Consider the following 21,085-nt stretch of genomic DNA (forward strand, 5'->3'; position numbering starts at 1 on the left):
TTTTGGGCAGTTTTTCTTCGAGATTGACCAAATGGCACTTTTGTGGTATAATAAGCCAACAATTTATAGTGGGGAGGTTTGCGGATATGGGCTACAAATTGGCGGCAAGCAACGGCGACACGCTGGCTGTGCCGCAGCTGGTCCTGACCCATCTGACCCAGACCGACGGCGATACGATCCGGGCCGCACTCTACATTTTGCAGACCCACGACACCGATCCGCGCACGATGGCCCGCGCACTGGCACTGCCCAGCATCGAGGCTGCCAAGCGCACCCTGCAATACTGGGCCGGTGCCGGGCTGCTGGTCAGTGAGCGCGGGGCCGCCCCTGCCCCGGCAGCCGAGCCCGCGCGGGTCGATCTGGCCAGCGTGGCCAACGACCCCTATGTTGCCGTTCTGTGCCAGGAGGCGCAAAGCATCTTCGGTAAAACGCTGAGCCGCAGCGAGATGCAGCGGCTTGTGGGGCTGTACTTAAACGACGGCTGGCAGCCCGATGTCATTCTGCTCTGCTGCGCCGAGGTCACCCGTCTGGGGCGGCGCACCATCGCCGCCGTGACCCACCTGCTGGCCCGCTGGCGGGAGGACGGCGTTGAGACCGGCGAGGACGCCGAGCGCTGGCTGCAGCGCGCCAAGCAGCGCGAGGCCTGGTGCCAGGATGCCGCCGCACAGTTTGGCATTGAGCCGCGTGCACTGACGAACTGGGAGCGCCGCACGATTGCCCGCTGGCACGAGGAAATGGGCATCGGGCGCGAGATGATCGACGAGGCACTGCTGCGTGCCAACGGTAAAAACACCGTGCGGTACGTGGACGGCATTCTGCGGGCCTGGCGTGCCCAGGGCATCACGACGATCGACGCTGCGCGCCGTCAGGGCCAGTTGGAGGGCAGCAACATCGTGATGACCGAGCGGCCCAACGCCCAGCCGCCCGCCGCCAGCGCCCAGAAGGACCTGTTCAACCGCAACTGGGCGGCCATGTTTGACGAGGAGGGGTAACCTATGCGCACAAAAGACGAACTGTTCCGCGCAGCGCAGCGCGAGGTGGCAGCCTACCGCCAACAGGCCGTAATGCAGGCCGAGACTGCCCGCCGCGCCGCCTACGCCGCTCACCCGGCGCTGGCCGAGGCGGACAGCGCCCACCTGCGTGCGGGGCTGGGCCTTGCGAAGGCCGCAGCCCTTGGCGGAAATATGGATACCGCCCGCGCCGCGCTGGCCCGCGCAGAGGAAGCGCTGGCCGCTGCGGTCAGGGAGGCCGGGTTCAGCGCGGACGATTTCAAGCCCGCCTACCGCTGCCCGCTGTGTGAGGATACCGGTATGCGCGGCGGTGTCCCCTGCCGCTGCGTGGCAGACGCCGCCCGCCGTCTGCGCCGGGACGAAATCAATGCCGCCAGCCCGCTGGGCCTGTGCCAGTTTGCCAGCTTTGAGGTCGAGCGCTACAGCGACGCCGTGGAGCCGGAGCTGGGCATCTCCCCGCGGGAGTACATGGGCAAGCTGCTGAACTACTGCCGCGGCTACGCCGCCAAATTCAGCCAGAACAGCCCGAACCTGCTGTTCATGGGCCACACCGGCCTGGGCAAGACACATCTGGCGCTGGCGATTGCCGACGCCGTGCTGGAGGGCGGCCACGACGTACTGTACACAAGCGCCGCCGCGCTGGCCGCGCAGCTGGGGCGCGAGCACTTCAACTACACGACCAACGACGAGTGGCTGGCCGCCTGTCAGGAGGCCGACCTGCTGATTTTGGACGACCTGGGCACCGAGTACATCACGCCGCTGACCATCAGCGTGCTGTATGAGCTGATCAACACCCGGATGCTGACCCACCGCCCCACGATCTACACTACGAACATCACCGACCAGAGCGTTTTTGTGGCCCGCTACACCGAGAAGGTCGCCAGCCGTATGCTGGGCGGGTGCAAGATGTTCAAGTTTTTTGGAACGGACCAGAGGTTGAAATAACTTCATAAAAAAACGACCCGGCGTGTGCCTGCCGATGGGCACACGCCGGGTTTGTTGTATCATATTGCAGGGGCAGCCCGCGGCCTTCCGCAGGCTGCCCTGTATGGGTAACGGGCGGGCCAGGCATGCCCGGCCCCTACAGGCAGCAAAATTGTCAGTACCTCGCATACAGGAAGCTGCCGCCGCCGAGGAAGCGGCCCATGAACAGGAAAACAAAAATGCAGACCTCATAGACGGCCCAGCGAGCTGGCGTGGGCAGGGCGGCGATTTTGGTGCGCAGCGAGACACCGCGCTCATGGGCAGCGTCCACGGCCAGCAGAATCGCAATGCCCGCGTAGAGCAGAATTTCCTCCTGCAGGCTCGTCAGGCCAAGCTCCCAATAGTTGGAGAACACGGCGTGCCCGCCATTGCAGAGAATCCCCTTAAAAAGCTCTGCCGCGTTGGCAAGGCTGCTGGCGCGGAAAATCACGAACGCACCCGCCAGAATGCAGAATGTGCCCGCCACGCGCAGCGCATGGCGGAGCTTACCCGGGCGGCGGGGCGGCAGGTGGTTTTCCGCCGCCTGGCACAGGCCGTGCAGGCCGCCCCAGACGAGGTAGGTCAGCCCCGCGCCGTGCCACAGGCCGCTGACGAGGAAGGTTATGATCAGGTTTCCGTCCTTGCGCGCCTTGCTGCACCGGCTGCCGCCCAGCGGAATATAGATGTAATCCCGCAGCCACTGCGACAGGCTGATGTGCCACCGCGCCCAAATGTCCTTGACCGAGTCGGCAAAGAACGGCTGGCGGAAGTTTTCCGGCAGGTGCAGGCCCAGCACCTCGCCGACGCCCAGCACAATGTCGGTGTAGCCGGAGAAATCGGCGTAGAGTTGCACGGTGAACAGCACGCCGCCCAGCAGCAGCTGGGTGCGGTCAAAGGCGGCGGGGTTGGCAAAGACTGCATCCACAACGACGGCGACGCGGTCCGCCACGGCCAGCTTTTTAAAGTAGCCCCACGCGCTGCGCTGTACGCCGCGCCAGACCCGGTCCGTATCCCAGACAGTGGGCCGGTCCAGCTGCGGCATCAGGGCGTCATAGCGGTTGAAGGGTCCCTGCGTGATGGAGAGAAAGAACGACGCATAGCACAAAAGGCGGGCGTATTTTTCCTCAGGCAAAATCCTGCCCCGGCGCACGTCACACAGATAGCTGACGAGCTGCAGCGTAAAATAGCCGATGCCCAGAGCGTTCGCCAGCGTGCCCTGCCAGCCCAGCGCAGCGGGCAGATACTTGAGCAGGGCCAGCGGCAGCAGTGCCGCCGCAAGCCCAGCAAGGAACACGGGCTTTTTCGCGGTGCGCCGCCCGCACCACCAGACCAGAAAGCTGCTGCCCGGCAGCACCGGCAGTGCTGCCGGGCAGAGCACCGCGTAAAATAGTAAGTTTGCCCCCAGCAGCAGCTGCCAGCGGCGCGGCGGCGGGCAGGCATACCAAAGCCCCGCCAGCAGCGCCGCAAACAGCACAAAGCCGGGTGATGTCACGGCGATCATGGCAGAGCCTCCTTCTTATTCGTCTTGCAGCTTTGCATAATAGGCCATCAGGACAGAGTCGTCCGGGGTGAGGGTCAGCTTTTCCTCCACCGTCTGATAGAAAAGATCGTCAATGCTCTCCCCCGCCGCACGGCGTTGGATCGTCTTGCAGAGAATAGCGGTGAACTTTTCCGCCCCCGCGCCGTTCAGGTGGTGCGCGTCGGAGAAGTCCTCGATTTTCAGATTGATCTCGCTTTGCAGCTTGTACAGCGAGAAATCCCAGTATTCCAGCCCGTCATGCGCGGCGCAGAAGTTCCGCAGCGCATCGACGTAGGACTGATAGTTTTCGGTGTTGTACAGGTAGCCGCTGGGCAGCGGGGCCGTGAACAGCACAAGCCGGATGCCGTTTTCCGCGCAGAAATCGGTGATTTTGTTGAGGTATTCCCAGCCAAAATCCGACAGCGGCGCGTCGGCATCTACGTTCAGCAGCGTGGCAAAGCCGTCCTGCGGGATGCCGGTGGTATAGACAAAGCCGCGGCCCCGGTACGCCTCACCGCTGTCCGGGTAGGTCACATAGCCGTAGCTGTCCGGCGTGTAGCCGTCAGTCAGCTTGGCCTTCCAGAGGGCGGGCATGGAGGACGGCGACGCAATGCCATGGCGCGCGGGCAGCAGCAGGTCGGCATAGGCCGCCAGACCGCCCATCTCCGACAGGTAGGCGTATCGGTTGGGTGAGCGCCAGTCCATGTGGTCGGCCAGCAGATAGCAGGCCAGCGGGATGTTGGCGGACGCGCTCTCATTGTAGCCGGTGTAGAACATTTCGAGATAGACGGTTTTCAGCGGGTTCTGCGCAGCAGCTTCTTTCAGCATATAATAGGAGCCGTCCGGCAGCTGCTGGGACGACCCGGCGTTGAAGCTGTGGGTGCCCAGCGCCGCGTCCACCTGCGCGGGGTCAACGCTGCGGTAGCAGTGGGACGAGCCCAAAAACAGCGTATCTATGTTTCCGGCGTCGGCATACAGCTCCTGCAGCATGACGCGGGAGTAGGAGTGTACATCATCCACCAGCAGAAAATTCGCAGCCGCCAGCAGTGCCGCCGTGAGCAGCATAAACAGTGCGGCGGCTGCCGCTTTTTGCAGGATGGTTCGTTTCATACGGTTTCCTATCTGTCAGCGTTCGATCTTCATGTGGGGGTGTTTCGGCGTGTAGGCGGCGACGTCCAGCGTCCACTCGGTATTGCCGTCGGCATCCTCCGCCGTTTTGGTAAAGTCATATTGCGCGTAAAATTCGCGCACCATGGCGTTTTTGGCTGTCGGATAATAATGGCCTACGATGGTTTTGACCCCGCGGGCGGCGGCTTCGGCCACGACGGTGTCCATCATGGCGTCCTCCATGCCGCGCTTGAGCACGCGGCAGCTCATGAGCCAGAGCGTCAGGTCGAGCACATCGCCCTGCTGCCGGCCCGCCACAACGGTGACAATGCCGTTATCACCAAATTTATCCACGAGCTTGCCGCAAAGGCAGAGGTCGTTTTTGTCCCCGGCCATAGCGCGGATGTCATCCTCGGAGCAGCGCAGCGTCGTCAGGTTGAACTGGTTGGACTTGTTCGTCAACTGGGCAATGCGCTGGATGTAGAGCGGCTCAAAGCCCTTGATCGTGGCCGTCATTTCAAGGCTGTCGAGATACTGGCCGTAGTCGGCAAACGCCGCCTGTGCCTTGGCACGTTCGGCGTTCTGGTGGTAAAGCTCGGTCTTTTTCAGGTCCTCTTTGGAAAGGGCCGTGACCTCAAAATAGCCGCCGTGGTCGAGGGTCTTGATGTAGTTTTCGGCCCCGTCCAGCGCGGGCACAGCGACGCCGGGCACCTGCGCGGCCACGATGGCGCGCTCCGCCGGGTTGTCGTCGGCAAAGACAAAGCTGTCCGCGCCCAAATTCAACTCGGACGCGATGGCCTTCAGGTTCAGGTCCTTCGGGTCCCAGTTGGCCTTGATGGCGACGAAATCATCGGGGCGCAGCACGCCGTCCGGGTGGTTCAGGCCCGCCAGCGCATTGGCCTCGTCGTTTTTGGAGTCAACGGCCAGGATGACACCGATGGATTTCAGCGCCTTGCAGTAGCTCTGGAACTCGGCGTAGACCTGACCCTCGGGCACCTCGGGGCCGATGGCCAGGCCATCCACGCCGTCGTCGCCGACGATGCCGCCCCAGAGCGTATTGTCCAGGTCGAGCACAAGCGCCTTTTTGTTGCGCCCGTACAGGGACTTGATGATATTGGCCACGCTGTTGGCCAGCGACGGGATTGCGTCGAGGCAGATGGCATATTTGTACATGTGCCAGAAGAAGGCGTCGCCCCACGCCGTCAGGCCGTAGTCCGCCGACAGGTAGTCGATGTCGTTGATGTAAAAGTGCTCATGGGACGCGGCATAGGCGTAAAATTTCTGGTTCAGGCGGCTGATGAAGTTGGAGCGGCCATGGGGGTCCCAGATGTCGCGGTTGCCCATGAGGCGGAAGTTCGGGCGGTCAAAGTTGTTCTGGATGACCGGGCAGGCGAATTTTTGCTCCAACGCCTGCCACATCGTCTCAAAATGGGCGTACTGCTCGTCGAGCATCGCGTCGATGGCAGCTTCGCTGTCGGCCGTCGTGGGCAGGGCGGTCAGGTTGCGCCAGTTTGTGTGGATGTAGATGACGTCGGGGTGGAAGTCGTCCAGCTCCGGCGTGCCGAACATGGCGTCCTGCCAATACTGGGCGTACTCGCTCTGGTAGAACTCCGCCTCGATGCCGTATTGCAGCAGAAACAGCCCCAGCTGGTCGGCCACTTCGTTTGTGGTGGACCCACCGAGGATAGCAATTTTTTTGTGCAGCGGGTGCGGGTTCCGGGCCAGCAGCTCACGCCGCAGCTTACGCTTTTTGCGCAGCAGCGTTTCGGTATCGAGAGGGTAATGGAAGCAGTCCATGGGAAGCTCCTTTTATAGTAATAAGCCTTGTGGGCAAAATGTAGGGGCGCATTCTATATGCGTCCGCAAGGTGTGCGGCTGCCGCAGACGGCCCGGGCGGATATGGAATCCGCCCCTACGGACCTTTATCAGCCCATCTCCGCCAGTGCGCCCTTGAGTGCCTGGGCGATCTGGTCGGGGCAGCTGGTGGGCTTGCGGCCACAGGTCGTGCCCTCCATGCGGGCGATGGCGTCCTCGGCCTTCATGCCGGGCAGCAGCTTGGCGATGCCCTTCAGGTTGCCGTCGCAGCCGCCCAGGACCTGCACGCTCTTGATGGTATGGTCGTCGTTCAGCTCCACGACGGTGCGGACGGAACAGGTGCCTTTATTGTTGTAGGTGTATGTCATTTTGATTTGCTCCTTATTTTTGTCTCTTGTAGGTCGATTTGCGTGCCTTGGCTATGTCGCCGATGCGCGCGATCATCTCGTCGCTGGTCGTAAATGCTCCCACCGGGCGCGGCGTCACGGTGTTGATGCCGTGGTAATCGGTGCCGCCCGTGACGATCAGTCCGTTTTCCTTGGCTAAGCGGGTCAGCTCGGCCCTGTCCTCCGGCGTGTTGCGGGGATGGTCGATCTCGACGCCGTCCAGCCGCCCGGCGGCGATCAGCTCGCGCGCCAGCTCCATACTGTGGTAAACGCTGGGGTGCGCCAGCACGACCACTGCGCGGCTTGCCTTAATAACATCCAGCACGGTGTCCACCGGCTCATACCGCGGCGTGTGCAGGATGCGCCCGCGCACGGGCTTGAGCCCGAACAGTGATTTGTATACGGTATTATACATGCCGTCGGCCAGACCGTACTGCCACAGCACCCGCATGACCTGCGCCTTGAACAGCGTACCGCTGTCTTTGGCAAGCTCGAGCGCCTCCTCGGTGCGGAACTGGGGGCAGATGGCTTCCAGCTCCTTGCAGCTCTGCAGCATGGCGGTCAGGCGGCGCTCGGCCATCATGGCGGAAAAGTCCGCCAGCGCGGCGCAGTCGTCGGGCCAGTAGCAGAGCAAATGCACGCGGTGGGCGCGCTCGTAGTCGTAGGCGGTCAGCTCGGTGGCCGGGATGAGGTGGACGCCGTTCTGCACGGGATGGGCATAGGCGTAGCGCACGCTCCGAATCGAATCGTGGTCGGAGATGGCCAGATGGGTCATCCCCGCGCAGGCCGCCAGAAACGGCAGCTTGTCCGCCGGGGTCGAACCGTCAGAGAAGGTCGTATGGGTATGCAGATCACCGGGCATGGGCGTCACCTCACTTGCGAATGTGGATACTATAGGACATATTATTATACTACAAGTCGAGGGAGAATTGCAAGTAGGGGCGGACAATGCCCGCCCCTACAAATTTTACGCTACTTTCTCTCTTTTTTCAGTTCCTCCAAGTATTCCGCCAGCTCGTCTATGTCGGCATCGGTGAGAGTGTCGGTTTCGGCAAGGGCGGCTACGAAGTTGCGGGGGCTGCCGCCGAAAAGGCGGCCCCACAGACTGCGGCTTTCGGCGGGCAGGTACGCGGCCCGGGTCAAGGCGGCGGTGTAGAGGTAGCCTCTCCCCTGCTTTTCGCGGGTGACGCAGCCCTTTTCCTCCAGCCGGGCCAGCAGGGTCAGCAGCGTTGTGCGGGCGCGGGGCGGGCCGGGCAGCGCCGTTTCCAGCTCGGCGGCGGTCAGCGGCGCGTCGGCATCCCACAGGGCGTTCATGATCTCTAATTCTGCGTCGGGCAGATGTTTGATTTTGGACATGGGATGTTTCCTTTTTAAGACAGGCTCTGGCCCTGTACACAGATGGTGCGGGCGTCAAATTTCAGGCTGGCGTTGCCGTTATGAACGTAGAAGGTGTAGCGCTCCACACCGGGCCATTCGGCAGTAATATACAAGCCCTCGCGCGTGAAGGTCCAGACGCCCGGGTCGTCGCTTTCGAGACTTTCCGGCGGGGTGTAGCCCGGGAGTGCAGCGGTCTTGGGTGCCGAGAAATCCAGCGCGTTCACTTCGTCGTAGGTCAGGTAGAGCAGCTGTTGGTTCCAATCATTTGCAGGAGTGAAATCAACGTTCAGCATCATCAGGGCATCGGCCCCGCCGTAAAAATACTGGTTGCGGTAATAAAGGTAGGTTTCCAGCTCGTCCTGCGGCCAATCGCCGGGGTTAAAAAAGTTCTGCGCCCCCGCTTGGGCCAGCGCGCTGCACTGGTGCAGCAGCATACGGTACTGGTTGTTGGTCAGGTCCAGCTCCCGCGCCATCGGCAGAATCTCAAAATGCGCCGATTGGTTCGGGTCGTCGGCAGACTGCCAGCCGCTGATGACCTCACAGGGCTGCGATTCGTCGAACGGTGCAATCAGATAGACATGAAAGCGTCCCTCGCCGTATTGTTTGCCCAGATACCAGGCTTCGGGCGTCAGCTCGGCTTCAAAGGTCGCTTTGACCAGCGCGCCCCGGCCGTCGTTCAGGTAGTCGCGCCAAGTTGTGCCGTCGTCGCGCCGGGTTTCCAGCAGGGCGGAAATATATTCCGTGTCGTAATCCTCGGGCTCCACAAGGCCGCACGCGCCGCTGTGGTAGTAGTAGCCGTTTCCGTCGGTCAGGTACTCACTCCAAAGGAAGTCCGCACCGCGGCGCACAGCTGCGGCCCCCGCCTCCATGGAGATGGGCGGCGGCTCCGGGGTCACGATGGGGTTGGCGGTCTCGGACGGCGCCGATACGGCAGCTGCGGCGGGTTCCTGCTCGTCTTGCGGGGCCGCGTCGGCGGGCTTGCAGGCGACCAGCCCACCCGCGCAGCAGGCAGTCAGGGCCAGCACCGCCAGCAGGGCGCGTCCGCGGTGCTTGGGGGCGGTGTCCCACAGGGCGGCCAGACGCTGCTTGAACTGGCGCTTGTTCAGGGCAAAGCCGCTGGTCAGCGCGGGTCCGCGGTTCTGGCGCACGGCGGTCAGCAGGGCGTCGGCGTAGGCCGCGCGGTAAGCGGCATCGCGGCCACACAGGGTCTCGGCGTCACAGGCCTCCTCAATGTCGCGGCCCGCGCGGGCGGCCAGCAGCCAGACAGCAGGGTTATACCAATGCACGGCACACGCCAGCGTAAACAGCAGCTTTTTGGCGACGTCATGCCGTTTTATGTGGGTCAGCTCGTGGGCCAGCATGTAGTCTGCGCCATTGGGAGCCGTGCCCGTGGGGGTCAGAAGTACGGGATGCAGCGTGCCCGCCACCATGGGGCTGCGTACCAGCGGCGTGGCGACCATGCGCGGGCATACCCCCTGCGGCAGGGCGCTGCGCCAGCCGGGGTCAACCGGCTGTGCGGTGCGGCGGACGCGGATGCGCCAGACGGCATAGCCGCCAAATTGATAGAGCGCAACAGCCAGCACGCCGAGGTTCCACGCAAGGGCCAGCAGGTTCAGCCGCGTTGCACCGACGGCGAGGCGTTCCAGCACCGTGCGGTGTCCCGTCTGCAGCTCGGCGCGGGGCACGATGTAGCCCGTGGGCGTGTCGCCCTCCATGGCAACCATGTAGGGCACACCGTCGGCTGGGCGCTCGGTGACTTCCTGCGAAAGGGCGGTCCGGCTGTACAGCGGTGTGGTATCCACGGACACCGCCGCCGGGGCCTGGGGCACAAGCGCGTGCAGCGGCACCAGAAGCAGCACCGCCAGCGTGACCCACAGGCGGCAGAGCCACTGCGGACCGTAGCGTTTTTGCAGCCGGGGCGCCGCGGCCAGCAATGCCAGCGCGGCCAAGCCCAGCAGAATGCCCTGCACGAACAGCGAAGCAAAAAGTGTGGCGAACATGGGGTCGACCTCCTTTGTTCTACAGCTGTAGAAGATAGCTTTATTCTACAAGTGTAGAAGGGCGGTGTCAAGGGGTGTAGGTGACAAAGTTTGACAGGGTTGTTTGGTGGAATTGCACAAGGGCGGCAGCGGGCAGGTAGGGGCCGGGCATGCCCGGCCCCTACAGCGCCATGCTTGTTGAACAGGCGTTGAAGGCAAGGTACACGGGAGGGATGAATCCCTCCCCTGCAAATCGTTACCGGGTGGTTGTAGGGCGGCCAGCCCTCTGGCCGCCGCGGACGTTTGCGATACTATATAACTTTATGGGCTGCCACTGTAGGGGGCGGCATCCTCGACGCCCCGCGGAGGGGTCAAGACCCCTCCCTACAAATCGCTCGAAAACGCGGCTGCGCAACAAAAAAGCGCACCGCCCCCAGTCGGGAGCGGTGCGCAAAATATCTTTATGCTATGCCAGACTTACGCCAGCAGGGGCTTGCAGGCCTCGGCCAGCTTTTCCTTCTGGGCCTCGGCCTCGGCGAGGTCCTTGCCCTTGGTGGTGAAGTAGGTCTTGATCTTCGGCTCGGTGCCGGAGGGACGCACGACAACCGTCGCGCCGCTTTCCAGCGTGTAAATCAGGACGTTGGCGGCGGGCAGGCCGGTCTCCTCGGGCTTCTTGTAGTCTACGACCTTGACGACCTTGTCACCGGCAAAGTCCTTCGGCGGGTTGACGCGCAGGTTCTGCATGATGCCGGCCATCTTGTCCATGCCGGACAGGCCCGGGAACTCAAAGCTGTCCACCTTGTTCAGGTAGCGGCCATATTCGGTGTAGATGCGCTCCAGCTCTTCCTTGATGGAGGAGCCCTTGGCGCGGTAGTAGGCGGCCATCTCGCAGATCAGCATCGAGCCGATGATAGCGTCCTTGTCGCGGACGTAGGGACCGGCCAGATAGCCGTAGCTTTCCTCAAAGCCGAAGATAAAGCGGTCCACCTCGCCGTCGGCCTCCAGCTTGGCGATCTGGTCGCCGATCCACTTGAAGCCGGTCAGCACGTTGCGGCACTCGACGCCGTAATGCTCAGCAACCTTGTCAGCCAGCGGCGTGGAGACAATGGACTTGCACATGACGGGGTTCTTGGGCATCGTGCCCTGCTCAATGCGGCCCGCGCAGATGTAGTCGAGCAGCAGAACGCCGACCTCGTTGCCGGAGAGCAGCTCATAGCTGCCGTCCTTGCACTTGACGGCGATGCCGACGCGGTCCGCGTCGGGGTCGGTGGCCAGCATCAGGTCAGCGCCGGACTTCTCGGCCAGCTCCAGACCCAGGCGCAGTGCCTCGAAGATCTCAGGGTTGGGATACGGGCAGGTCGGGAAGTTGCCGTCCGGGTCCTTCTGCTCGGGCACAATGGTGATGTCGGTGATGCCGATGTCGCCCAGAACATGGGTGACGGGCACAAGGCCGGAGCCGTTCAGCGGGCTGTAGACGAGCTTCAGACCGGCGGTCTTGCAGATGCCCGGGCGGATGGAGCGCGCCTCGATGGCGGAATACAGCGCGTTGATGCAGTCGTCGCCGACGTACTCGATCAGGCCCTTGGCCATGCCGTCCTCAAAGGAGATCAGCTTGGCGCCGGTCAGGATATCGGTTTTCTGAATTTCGGCGTAGACGATGTCGGCGGCCTCGTCGGTCATCTGGCAGCCGTCCGGGCCGTAGGCCTTGTAGCCGTTGTACTTGGCGGGGTTGTGGCTGGCCGTGACCATGATACCGGCGTTGCAGTTGTAATAGCGGGTCGCAAAGCTCAGTGCGGGCACGGGCATAAGGGCGCTGTAGATGCGGACCTTGATGCCGTTGGCGGCCAGCACCTCGGCAGCGGTTTTGGCGAACAGGTCGCTCTTGATGCGGCTGTCATAGCTGATGGCAACGGTCTGGCTGCCGCCCTGGGTCTTGACCCAGTTGGCAAGGCCCTGGGTCGCCTGACGGACAACGTAAATATTCATGCGGTTGGTGCCCGCGCCGATGACGCCGCGCAGGCCCGCGGTACCGAACTTCAGGGCCACGGCAAAACGGTCCTGAATGGCGGCATCGTCACCCTTGACGCTTTCCAGCTCGGGCTTGAGGTCAGCGTCGTCCAGCTCGGCAGCGAGCCAACGCTCATACATATCCTGATACATAAGTAAAACACCTTCACTTTCCATAGGAAATACTAACTTGGCTTACTCTAAATATACCAACATTCTGCAAGCCTGTCAATCGAATTTTGGTTAATTTTGCCTGATTTTTCCCGTTTCGTGCTTGTGCAGGGGCGCGCTGTGCGGTATACTGATAAAAAAGCAGGAAAGTGGGAAACAGGCCATGTATGCAAAAGTGACAAGCCTTGGTGTGACCGGTCTGGCGGGGTACATCGTGCAGGTCGAAGCCGACCTTTCAGGCGGGCTGCCGCAGTTCAATCTGGTGGGTCTGCCGGACTCCGCCGTGAAGGAGAGCAGTGAGCGGGTGCGCAGCGCCATCAAGAACCTGCACTATGAGTGGCCCGCCAGCCGCATCACCATCAACCTGGCCCCCGCCGACGTGCGCAAGACCGGGCCGGTGTACGATCTGCCGGTGTTTGTGGGCATCATGGCCGCGCAGGGCAAGCTGCCCGCCCCCGGCAGTGAGCGGGCGTTTCTGGGAGAGCTGGGGCTGGACGGCACGCTGCGCCCCGTGACCGGCGTGCTGCCAATGGCGCTGGCCGCGGTGCAGAACGGCGTGAAGGAGCTGTTTCTGCCTGCCGAAAACGCCGCCGAGGCCGCCGTGGCCGAGGGACTGACCGTCTACCCGGCCCGCAGTGCGCAGGATGTGGTGCTGCACCTCTGCGGCGCAACGCCCCTGACCCCGGCAACGCCCGAGGGGTACGACGAGGACGGCGTCTGGCTGGGGCCGGACATGGCCGACGTGCGCGGCCAGAGCGAAGCCCGCCGCGCCATGGAGATCGCCGCTGCAGGCGGGCATAATTTGATCATGATTGGAAGTCCCGGAACCGGAAAATCTATGCTTGCCAAGCGGCTGCCGGGCATTCTGCCGCCGCTGACCTACGAGGAGGCGCTCGAGACCAGCGCCATCTACTCCGTGGCCGGGCTGCTGCGCGGCGGCACGGGGCTTATCAAGCAGCGGCCCTTCCGCAGCCCGCACCACAGCGTCAGCTCGACAGCCATTGTGGGCGGCGGGTCTGTCCCCCGCCCCGGCGAGGTCAGTCTGGCGCACAACGGCGTGCTGTTTCTGGACGAGCTGCCCGAGTTTGCCCGCGATACGCTCGAGGTGCTGCGCCAGCCGCTGGAGGACGGCAGGGTCACCGTCAGCCGCGTACACGGCACGGCGTCCTATCCGTGCAGGTTCATGCTGGTGGCCGCCATGAATCCCTGCAAGTGCGGCTATTTAGGCCATCCCACGCGGGAGTGTACCTGCACGCCGAGCGCGGTGGATGCCTACCGGCGGCGCATCTCCGGCCCGCTGCTGGACCGCATTGACTTACACGTCGAGGCCCTGCCCGTGGAGTACGACGACCTTGCGTCCGAGCAGGGCGGTGAGTCCAGCGCCGACGTGCGTGCCCGGGTCATGGCAGCGCGTGCTTTGCAGCGGGAACGGTACAAGGCCCTGCCCGGCGTGCGGTGCAACGCGCAGCTGCCGTCCGGCGCCCTGCGGCGCTACTGCCGCATGACCCCTGCCGCCGAGAAAATCCTGCGCGGTGCGTTTGAGCGGCTGGGCTACAGCGCCCGCGCCTATGACCGCATTCTGCGCGTGGCCCGGACCGTGGCCGATCTCGACGGCAGCGAGGTACTGGACACGGCGCATCTGTCCGAAACGCTGCAATACAGGACGCTGGACAGAAAGTTCGGGATGTAAAACACTGCCCGCCGTTTTCGGGTTGAAAGCGGCGGGCCGTGTTTTATTTTTCGAGAATTTGCAGCAGCCTTTCAGCGCTCTTATCCCAGCTGTATTTTTCGAGAAGGGCGGCGGTGGGAGCCGTGGCCGGGGTGACGTCATCGACGTCGCCGGGGTTCGCGGTCAGGTCAATGTAGGCGGCGCAGGGGCCGTAGACCTCCCGCATACAAGGGGTGTCGCTGACAATGATCTGCGGCGCACCGCAGGCAGCGGCCTCCAACGGCGGGATGCCGAAGCCCTCATAAAGCGTCGGGAAAAGAAAGGCTTTGCAGTGAGCCATCAGTGCCTTGGCTGCGCCGTCGCTGACATACCCCAGATACAGCACATTGGGCAGGTCGGCCAGGCCGAGGCGCTCGGCCTCGGCGGCAAGGCTGCCGCCGCCCGCAATGGCAAACACGGCGTCGGGCTTGGCCCCGGCCGCGCGCAGCACCCACGGAAAGTTCTTGTTTTTGAGCAGGTTCGCCATGCTGAAATAGTATTGACCGGGCTTGAGCTGCGGGTGCCGGGCAAAAATGCTCTCGTCGGGCGCAATGCGCTGCATCTGCTGCCAGGCGTTGTAGACAACGTCCATTTTCGACGCAGGAACGCCGTAATATTTGGTAATTTCCGATTTGGAGAACTCCGACACCGTGATGATGCGCTCGGCCCTTTTGGCAATGCGGCGGTATTGCAGGCAGTGCCATGCAGCGCTCAGCCGCCCGCGGGGGTCGGTGTAAAAGTCCGGGCGCGCGCGGTAGCAGACATCGTGCACAACGGCAATGCCGCGGAAGCCGAACAGCGGGATAACATTGCAGGTGGCAAGTCCTCCGGCCCCGCGCTGCCGGAGGTAGCGCGGGTAGTCGAGCTGCTGCCAGACGCCGCCCCTGTGCGTGCCGAAGGAAACGACCTTTATATTGGTATAGTGCGGCGTTTCAACGCCCGGCGGGGTGACAATTTCGACAAAGCCCGGCGGGATGATGCGGTCCAGCGCGGCGAGCAGCTCGATGGAATAGCGCTGGATGCCCGAAAGGCGCTGGGCAAAAAACGAGCCGTCAACGGCCCAGATGGTGTTGGACATAGAGTACCTCTTTTGTTACGGCGCGGTTGGCGGCGGCCAGAGGACTGGCCGCTCTACGATGCAAATTGCTGCTTGTACAGCAGGATTTTATTGACGCTCCGGTCCAAGCGTTCCTCGGAGATCGTTCCGTTTTGCACAGCCTCCAGGACGGCAGCGTAGGCCTCGGGCAGGGAGTTGGGCATCAAAAGTACATCACAGCCCGCCTGAAGGGCCTGCACGGCGGCCTCGCCGGGGGTGTAGGCGGCGGTGATGGCATCCATCGCCAGCGAGTCGGTGACGATGAGGGTGTTTTCCGCGTCGGGGATCAGCGCGACAAGCTGCGGTGAAAGGGTGGCCGGGGTGCCGTCGCCGGTCACATTCGGTGCGGCGATATGCCCGACCATGACGGCGTGCAGGCCGGTGTCCGCCGCAAAGGGCAGCAGCTCGCAGGCTTGCAGCTCGTCGAGCGTTTTGTAGGTCACGGCCAACGCGGTGTGGCTGTCCTCAGCGGTATCACCGTGGCCGGGGAAATGCTTGAGCGTCGGCAGGATGCCGCTGGTGCGCAGGCCGTCCGCGGCGGCAGCGGCCATTTCGGCGGCGGTGGCGGCGTCAGACGAGAAGGCCCGCGTACCAATGATGGGGTTATCCGGGTTCGTGTTCACATCGGCGTCAGGCGCAAAGTCCATATTGAAACCGTACTCCTTTAAATATGCGCCGATGGTCTGCCCCATGGCGCAGGCATCCGCCGGGTCGCCGGACGCGCCCACCGCGGCGGCGCTCTCATATTGCGGCAGGTCAAAGGCCGGGTGGTTGGCCAGACGCGCCACCGCGCCGCCCTCCTCGTCCACCGCGATGAAAAGCGGCGTGCGGCTGGCGGCCTGCAAATCGGCGTTGAACTGCGCCAGCTGCTCCGGGTCGGTGATGTTCTTGCCGAACTGGCAGATGCCGCCCACAGGGTAGGCTTGCAGGGTCTCCCGCATGGCGTCGGTCAGCATGGTCACACCGTCGGCCTTTGCGTCGTTGATGGTCTCCTGCGGGAGCGTAAGATCCAAGGCGTCGGGACGGATGATGAAAAGCTGGCCGATTTTTTCTTCCTGCGTCAGCGCGTCGGCGGGGGCGGGCGCTGCGGTTGGGGCCGGGGTGGACGCGGGAGTTGGGGTCGGCGCGGCGGCAGGCAGGGTGCCCGCCGGGGCTGCCGTACAGGCGGTGAGGGTGGTGAGGAGCAGTGCGGGGAGAAGCAGGCGTTTCATAGGGGGGTCACCGCCTTTCGGGTGAGGGTGAGTGGTGTGGCGAACGGCGCAGGCGGATATGGAATCCGCCCCTACGAGGTAAGGGTAACAGGCATTGACCCGGGGACGAGTGCCAACGGAAGGTTGGCGGGCGAACAATGTTCGCCCCTACAATTACTATTATAGTAGCATATTTGCAGAGCAAGAGCAAGACAGCAAAAAGGAGCGACCCTGCCGTAACCCGTTAGTGGGTTTTCATGGCAGTGTCGCCCCTCATCCGGCCTGCGGCCACCTTCCCCCAAGGGGGAAGACTTTTGCTCGGCTATATTTAGTCCGGCAGACTGTCGGCGTAGTCGTTCTCGCCGCCGACGGGGTACTGGGCCACAACGTCGGTGTCGGCGGCAGTCTCGGCGGTGGCGGTATCGTCGTGCAGCGACTCCTTCGTCACGGCAAAGGCGGACTTGTGATCGGCGTTGACCTCATAGACCAGCGTCGGCGCGTCGGAGCTGGCAAGGTAGCACAGACTGTCGTCGGACGCGCTCGCCGTGCCGAACCGCACCGTCAGGCTTGTGCCGTCGGTGAAGGACAGCGTCGCGGTCACGTCGGGGGCATCCAGCCCGTAGGCGCTGTCAGCATCGGGCGCGGTGATGGTCCACGCGGTCTGCATTTCCAGAATCGTACCGGCCATCTTCCTGACGCTGCTCTGGGTGAGGGCGTAGTCCGGGTCGTCGGTCAGCGTCCAGATGCCGTCGGTGCAGGTAAATGTCAGGTCGTTCACCTGCATGGCGGCCACATCGTCTGTCGTCTTGTCGGTCAGCGTCTGGGCCTTGTACAGGTCGCGGGGTGACTTGCTCAGCGTCGCCAGGTCGCTGCGCCGGACCGTGTAGGCTGCGCCGGATTCGTCGTAGACGTAGTAGACGTCTGCCACGCTGTTCAGCTGATCTACAGTCAGGTCCACGGTCTGCTCCCCTGCCCCGAGGGTGATCGTCATCTGCGGGGTGTCGCTTTTAGCGGGCAGCTCGGCCAGGTCATTGCCCTCGAGCTTGCGCTGCGCCTTCAGGTTGGCGTAGTCCTCCACAAGGCTCTGCACCTTGGTCTGGTCCAGCGGCAGCGACGGGTCATCGGCCAGCAGCCAGCCGTCGCTGCCCTTGAGGAGCGAGACCTCTACATTGTTGCCCGCGTAGGACAGCGCGTCGATGTCATCCGCCGCAAGGTCACACAGCGGCAGCGTCGTGTCGGTCTCCGCCTCCCCGTGCAGCGTCAGCACGGCCAGCAGGATGCCCAGCAGCGCAACGACGCCCACAAGGATGACAAGCGGCAGAAATTTCTTGTTTTTCATGGTTCTCCTTTATCTGCGGCGGCGCACAACGCAGACCACCGCGCCCGCAATGATGCAGACGATGGGCAGCACCAGCGTGAACAGTACGCCCAGCGGGATGGCCGCCGAGGTCGGCACGCTCAGCGAGGCCGCGCTCATGCTCTTGGCGTTGATGACCGCTGTCGTCTGCTCGCCGTTCATCCAGTTGACAACGCTGCCCAGGAATTGGGCGTTGCCGCCGGAGACGGCCTGGTTGATGTTGCTTTCCAGCAGGTTCGGGCAGTTGACCCAGACGACGCGCGCACCGGTGGCGGAGTTATCCGCCGCCACAGCCACAGCAAAGCAGCCCTCTGGGTCGGTATCGGCCTTCTGGGCGGTCTCGGCGGTGGCGTAGTTCTCCATCGAGTAGGCGTTATCACCGGTGGTCAGCAGGTCGGTAAAGGCGAACTCGCTGTCGTCGTTCGTCGTGATGCCCTGGGCAATGGGGGTGTAGATCATCATGCTCTGGGACACGCCCGCGGTGATGTCGTTGCCGGCCAGCTTGGGCAGCAGGTAGGTCTGGGGGTAGCCGTAGGGGTAATGGTCGGTGTCGGTCTCGATCAGCAGGCCGGGCTGGCGGGCCATGCCGCAGTCGGCCAGCACACTGTCAAGATTCGGCGTCCTGGTGGTGAAGTCGGTGGTCACAAACAGCTTGCCGCCGTTCGCCACGTAGTCCTTCAAAATCGTCGTCTCGGCATCGGTCAGGTCTGCGCCCGGCGCGTTGATAAGCACGGCACTCACGTCCGCCGGGATGCTGCCGGCGGTGGTCAGGTTCAGCGAGGTCACGGTCACACCGGCGTTGGACAGCGTGTCGGTAAAGTCGTCGGACAGCGCGGTCTCGCCGTGGCCGGTCAGCTCGTACAGCTGGTAGGCCGCCGTGCGGGTGACTCTGGCGATGCCGGAGGTCAGGGCGTTCTCGGCCTGGAAGCTGTAGTTGGCCGTGCCGGTGGTGTAGTAACTCTCCAGGTCCATCTCGTACATGTCGTTGTAGGAGAGCACGTCGCTGTTGTCGCCGCAGACCAGCACAACGCTGCCCGCCGACGCGCCGTCATACTGCTGGGCGAACGTCGGGTAGAGCACGGGGTCGCGCTGCTGCCAGCTGAAATGGCTGCTCTCGCCCGCGTAGCGGTCCAGCAGGCGGGTAATGTTCGCGTCCTCCTGCCCGCTCTCGGCCAGATAGTAGGCCGTCACATCGGCGTTCAGCTCATGGAGCAGGTTCTCGGTGGTGTCACTTAACGTGAAAAGCGACGTCGTGGAAATATCGTACTCGGTGTATTTGGTGGGCAGTGCGCGGATGACGAGGTTGACCAGAATGATCACCGCCAGCACCACCACCGCCAGCGCACTGGCGTACATACCGCTGTGCAGGGCACGCTTGCTGCCGCCCTGCGGGAGCTTTACATTCAACTTTTTCATGGCGTATCCCTCCTCAATTCCAACGGCGGCGTTCCAACGCCTGCCCGGTCAGGAAGAGGAACAGCCCGATGACCGACAGATAGTACACGATGGCCGGGATGCTGAACATACCGCCCACAATGTCCTGGAACGGGTCAAACAGCGCCAGCGCGGACAGCACCGCGTTGAAGGCCGTCAGCAGCCACGCCGGGCGCAGCCGGAACAGAATGAACAGCACGACAGCCCCCACGCAGAACACCGTGACGCCCGCGGTCAGCCGCTTGCAGATAACGCCGACGAGAATCGACGCGATGAGCACGACGACCATAAAAGCAATGAATGCCAGCAGATTGCCGGTGGTGAACATGGTCTGGATGCCGTCCATAATGTAGGCAACAAGCAGTGCGCCGAAGGTGGCGAGGTAGGCTAAGATCTGGTTCTCGGTCAGGGCCGAGATCCAGGTGCCGACGGCCAGGCAGGCGCTGCCCAGCAGCAGGTAGCCAAGCACGGCACTGTACGCCGCAACGAGCGAGACCGTGCCGAACGCCTTTAAAATCAGCGGCATGAGCACGGCGGCGGCCAGCGGAAGGGCAAAGACCGCGACCTCGGCCAGAAACTTACCGCCCACGATGGCCGGGATGCTGACCGGACTGGTCAGCAGCAGCTGGTCGGTGCGGTTCTTGCGCTCCTCCGCAAAGCTGCGCATACTGATGGCCGGCAGCAGGAAAAGCAAAATCATCGTCATGGTGTAGAGCACCGACGCAAAGTCCGACGAGGCGTAGAGCAGGTTGCGGTTGGTGTAGTACAGCCCCAGGAAGAAAAGGCTTACGGCAGCAACGACCCAGCCGATCATGCCGGTAAAGTAGCTTTTGACCTCGCGTTTAAAGATTGCTTTCATCGCTGTCCGCCTCCTTTTCGTTTTCTTCTGCGGCGGCTTCCGCAGGGGGATTTTCGGCGGGGGCAGCGTCGCTTTCCGGCTTGCCGCTCTCGGGTGTCTCGGTCAATTGCAGGAATACATCCTCCAGGCTCATCGTCTCGGCGCTCAGGCTCAGCACCGGGCAGCCCGCCTGAGCCAGCGCCAGCGAGAGCGCACCGCGCAGGTCAGTACCCGCCGTGCTGACGGCGGTGAAGCTGACCTCGCCGCCCTTCTCGTCGGTGACACGCAGGTCGGTCAGGCCGGGCACCTTGCCTGCAGCGGCCACAACGGCCTCGCGGCTGCCCTGTGCCGTGGCGGTGATCGTGCCCTTGGCTGTCAGCTGGGCGGCCAGCTCCTCCGGTGTGCCCTGCGCCACGAGCCTGCCGTGGGCAATGATGAGCACCCGGTCACAGACGGTCTGGACCTCACTCAAAATATGGCTGGACAGGATGACCGTGTGGGTCTTGCCCAGGTCGCGGATGAGGGAGCGGATCTCGATCATCTGCGCCGGGTCCAGGCCGACGGTGGGCTCATCCAGAATGATGATCTTCGGCGTGCCGAGCAGCGCAGCGGCAATACCCACACGCTGACGGTAGCCCTTGGACAGGTTGCGGATCAGGCGCTGCTCCATGCCCTGCAGGCCCGCGCGGGCCGCGGCGTGCTCCACTGCGGCGGCACGATCCGCCTTTTTGCGGGTGCCCTTCAGCTCGGCAACGAACAGCAGATACTCCTGCACGGTCATCTCCTGATACAGCGGCGGCAGCTCCGGCAGATAGCCGATGCAGGCCTTGGCCGCGGCGGGCTCGTCGGCGATGTCATGGCCGTCGATTTTGACCGTGCCGTCCGTGGCCGAAATGTAGCCGGTAATAATGTTCATGGTGGTCGACTTGCCCGCACCGTTGGGGCCGAGCAGGCCGTAGATGCCGCCATCCTCCACGGTGAAGCTGATGTCGTCCACCGCGGTGTGGCTGCCGTAGCGCTTTGTCAGATGCTCTACTTCGATCAAAGTGCGCACTCCCCTTTTCATTTCATAATGTCTTTTATTATAGTGATAAATTGTGATAATTTTGCGACAATGGTTTGAAGAAG

17 protein-coding genes are annotated in these 21,085 nt (G+C 63.2%); 3 read left to right on the top strand and 14 right to left on the bottom strand.

The annotated features are described in order from the left end of the window. The first annotated feature begins 86 nt into the window (after positions 1–86). Together B5D32_RS06030 and B5D32_RS06035 are read left to right on the top strand one after the other, a co-directional pair. Positions 87–992, top strand: a complete 906-nt coding sequence (locus B5D32_RS06030; RefSeq protein WP_078784180.1) for a DnaD domain-containing protein — start codon at positions 87–89, stop codon at positions 990–992. Positions 993–995: 3 nt separating this feature from the next. Next, entirely contained in the window at positions 996–1,955 is a 960-nt protein-coding gene (locus B5D32_RS06035) for an ATP-binding protein (RefSeq protein ID WP_078784181.1), read from the top strand. Between the two features lie 154 nt (positions 1,956–2,109). Here the strand turns inward: B5D32_RS06035 and B5D32_RS06040 are convergent, their stop codons facing one another. The 8 genes from B5D32_RS06040 to B5D32_RS06075 form a co-directional block, all read right to left on the bottom strand. Beyond that, on the bottom strand, positions 2,110–3,474 hold the full coding sequence (locus tag B5D32_RS06040; protein WP_078784182.1) for an MBOAT family O-acyltransferase: 1,365 nt from the start codon (positions 3,472–3,474) through the stop codon (positions 2,110–2,112). Positions 3,475–3,489: 15 nt separating this feature from the next. Next, on the bottom strand, positions 3,490–4,602 hold the full coding sequence (locus B5D32_RS06045) for an LB_356 family protein (RefSeq protein ID WP_078784183.1): 1,113 nt from the start codon (positions 4,600–4,602) through the stop codon (positions 3,490–3,492). Between the two features lie 15 nt (positions 4,603–4,617). Next, entirely contained in the window at positions 4,618–6,396 is a 1,779-nt protein-coding gene (locus tag B5D32_RS06050; RefSeq protein ID WP_078784184.1) for an HAD-IIIC family phosphatase, read from the bottom strand. Between the two features lie 128 nt (positions 6,397–6,524). Further along, the gene (locus B5D32_RS06055; RefSeq protein ID WP_078784185.1) at positions 6,525–6,782 is read right to left on the bottom strand and encodes a TIGR03905 family TSCPD domain-containing protein; all 258 of its coding nucleotides are present in this window, start codon (positions 6,780–6,782) and stop codon (positions 6,525–6,527) included. Between the two features lie 13 nt (positions 6,783–6,795). Next, positions 6,796–7,662, bottom strand: coding sequence for a PHP domain-containing protein (locus tag B5D32_RS06060; RefSeq protein WP_078784186.1), 867 nt, complete (start codon positions 7,660–7,662; stop codon positions 6,796–6,798). 110 nt (positions 7,663–7,772) lie between these two features. Continuing rightward, positions 7,773–8,156 (bottom strand): BlaI/MecI/CopY family transcriptional regulator, encoded by a 384-nt coding sequence (locus B5D32_RS06065; protein ID WP_078784187.1) that lies wholly within the window; start codon positions 8,154–8,156, stop codon positions 7,773–7,775. 14 nt (positions 8,157–8,170) lie between these two features. Beyond that, positions 8,171–10,177, bottom strand: coding sequence for a M56 family metallopeptidase (locus B5D32_RS06070; RefSeq protein WP_078784188.1), 2,007 nt, complete (start codon positions 10,175–10,177; stop codon positions 8,171–8,173). A gap of 456 nt (positions 10,178–10,633) precedes the next feature. After that, a complete protein-coding gene (locus B5D32_RS06075) occupies positions 10,634–12,316 on the bottom strand; it encodes a phospho-sugar mutase (protein WP_078784189.1) in 1,683 nt (560 codons plus the stop codon). Positions 12,317–12,467: 151 nt separating this feature from the next. On the opposite strand from B5D32_RS06075, the gene B5D32_RS06080 reads away from it, so the two are divergent. Next, complete coding sequence (locus B5D32_RS06080; protein ID WP_276327516.1) at positions 12,468–14,024, top strand: YifB family Mg chelatase-like AAA ATPase; 1,557 nt, start codon at positions 12,468–12,470, stop codon at positions 14,022–14,024. 43 nt (positions 14,025–14,067) lie between these two features. Here the strand turns inward: B5D32_RS06080 and B5D32_RS06085 are convergent, their stop codons facing one another. The 6 genes from B5D32_RS06085 to B5D32_RS06110 all read right to left on the bottom strand — a co-directional run bounded on the left by B5D32_RS06085 (position 14,068) and on the right by B5D32_RS06110 (position 21,002). Continuing rightward, entirely contained in the window at positions 14,068–15,120 is a 1,053-nt protein-coding gene (locus B5D32_RS06085) for a glycosyltransferase family 4 protein (protein ID WP_078784191.1), read from the bottom strand. Between the two features lie 53 nt (positions 15,121–15,173). Next, a complete protein-coding gene (locus B5D32_RS06090) occupies positions 15,174–16,349 on the bottom strand; it encodes a glycoside hydrolase family 3 protein (RefSeq protein WP_078784192.1) in 1,176 nt (391 codons plus the stop codon). A 307-nt stretch (positions 16,350–16,656) separates the two neighbouring features. Then, positions 16,657–17,667, bottom strand: a complete 1,011-nt coding sequence (locus B5D32_RS06095; protein ID WP_078784193.1) for a DUF4340 domain-containing protein — start codon at positions 17,665–17,667, stop codon at positions 16,657–16,659. A 9-nt stretch (positions 17,668–17,676) separates the two neighbouring features. After that, the gene (locus B5D32_RS06100; protein ID WP_078784194.1) at positions 17,677–19,101 is read right to left on the bottom strand and encodes a Gldg family protein; all 1,425 of its coding nucleotides are present in this window, start codon (positions 19,099–19,101) and stop codon (positions 17,677–17,679) included. 13 nt (positions 19,102–19,114) lie between these two features. Beyond that, positions 19,115–19,978 (bottom strand): ABC transporter permease, encoded by an 864-nt coding sequence (locus B5D32_RS06105; RefSeq protein ID WP_078784195.1) that lies wholly within the window; start codon positions 19,976–19,978, stop codon positions 19,115–19,117. Further along, complete coding sequence (locus tag B5D32_RS06110; RefSeq protein WP_078784196.1) at positions 19,962–21,002, bottom strand: ABC transporter ATP-binding protein; 1,041 nt, start codon at positions 21,000–21,002, stop codon at positions 19,962–19,964. Before B5D32_RS06110 ends, B5D32_RS06105 begins: the two co-directional genes overlap by 17 nt. Between the last annotated feature and the right edge of the window lie 83 nt (positions 21,003–21,085).

This window comes from Gemmiger formicilis, assembly GCF_900167555.1.
Taxonomy (GTDB): domain Bacteria; phylum Bacillota; class Clostridia; order Oscillospirales; family Ruminococcaceae; genus Gemmiger; species Gemmiger formicilis.

Coding starts and splice junctions, on each gene's coding strand:
- B5D32_RS06030 (WP_078784180.1), top strand. CDS start 87: ATGGGCTACAAATTGGCGGCAAGCAACGGCGACACGCTGGCTGTGCCG.
- B5D32_RS06035 (WP_078784181.1), top strand. CDS start 996: ATGCGCACAAAAGACGAACTGTTCCGCGCAGCGCAGCGCGAGGTGGCA.
- B5D32_RS06040 (WP_078784182.1), bottom strand. CDS start 3,474: ATGATCGCCGTGACATCACCCGGCTTTGTGCTGTTTGCGGCGCTGCTG.
- B5D32_RS06045 (WP_078784183.1), bottom strand. CDS start 4,602: ATGAAACGAACCATCCTGCAAAAAGCGGCAGCCGCCGCACTGTTTATG.
- B5D32_RS06050 (WP_078784184.1), bottom strand. CDS start 6,396: ATGGACTGCTTCCATTACCCTCTCGATACCGAAACGCTGCTGCGCAAA.
- B5D32_RS06055 (WP_078784185.1), bottom strand. CDS start 6,782: ATGACATACACCTACAACAATAAAGGCACCTGTTCCGTCCGCACCGTC.
- B5D32_RS06060 (WP_078784186.1), bottom strand. CDS start 7,662: ATGCCCGGTGATCTGCATACCCATACGACCTTCTCTGACGGTTCGACC.
- B5D32_RS06065 (WP_078784187.1), bottom strand. CDS start 8,156: ATGTCCAAAATCAAACATCTGCCCGACGCAGAATTAGAGATCATGAAC.
- B5D32_RS06070 (WP_078784188.1), bottom strand. CDS start 10,177: ATGTTCGCCACACTTTTTGCTTCGCTGTTCGTGCAGGGCATTCTGCTG.
- B5D32_RS06075 (WP_078784189.1), bottom strand. CDS start 12,316: ATGTATCAGGATATGTATGAGCGTTGGCTCGCTGCCGAGCTGGACGAC.
- B5D32_RS06085 (WP_078784191.1), bottom strand. CDS start 15,120: ATGTCCAACACCATCTGGGCCGTTGACGGCTCGTTTTTTGCCCAGCGC.
- B5D32_RS06090 (WP_078784192.1), bottom strand. CDS start 16,349: ATGAAACGCCTGCTTCTCCCCGCACTGCTCCTCACCACCCTCACCGCC.
- B5D32_RS06095 (WP_078784193.1), bottom strand. CDS start 17,667: ATGAAAAACAAGAAATTTCTGCCGCTTGTCATCCTTGTGGGCGTCGTT.
- B5D32_RS06100 (WP_078784194.1), bottom strand. CDS start 19,101: ATGAAAAAGTTGAATGTAAAGCTCCCGCAGGGCGGCAGCAAGCGTGCC.
- B5D32_RS06105 (WP_078784195.1), bottom strand. CDS start 19,978: ATGAAAGCAATCTTTAAACGCGAGGTCAAAAGCTACTTTACCGGCATG.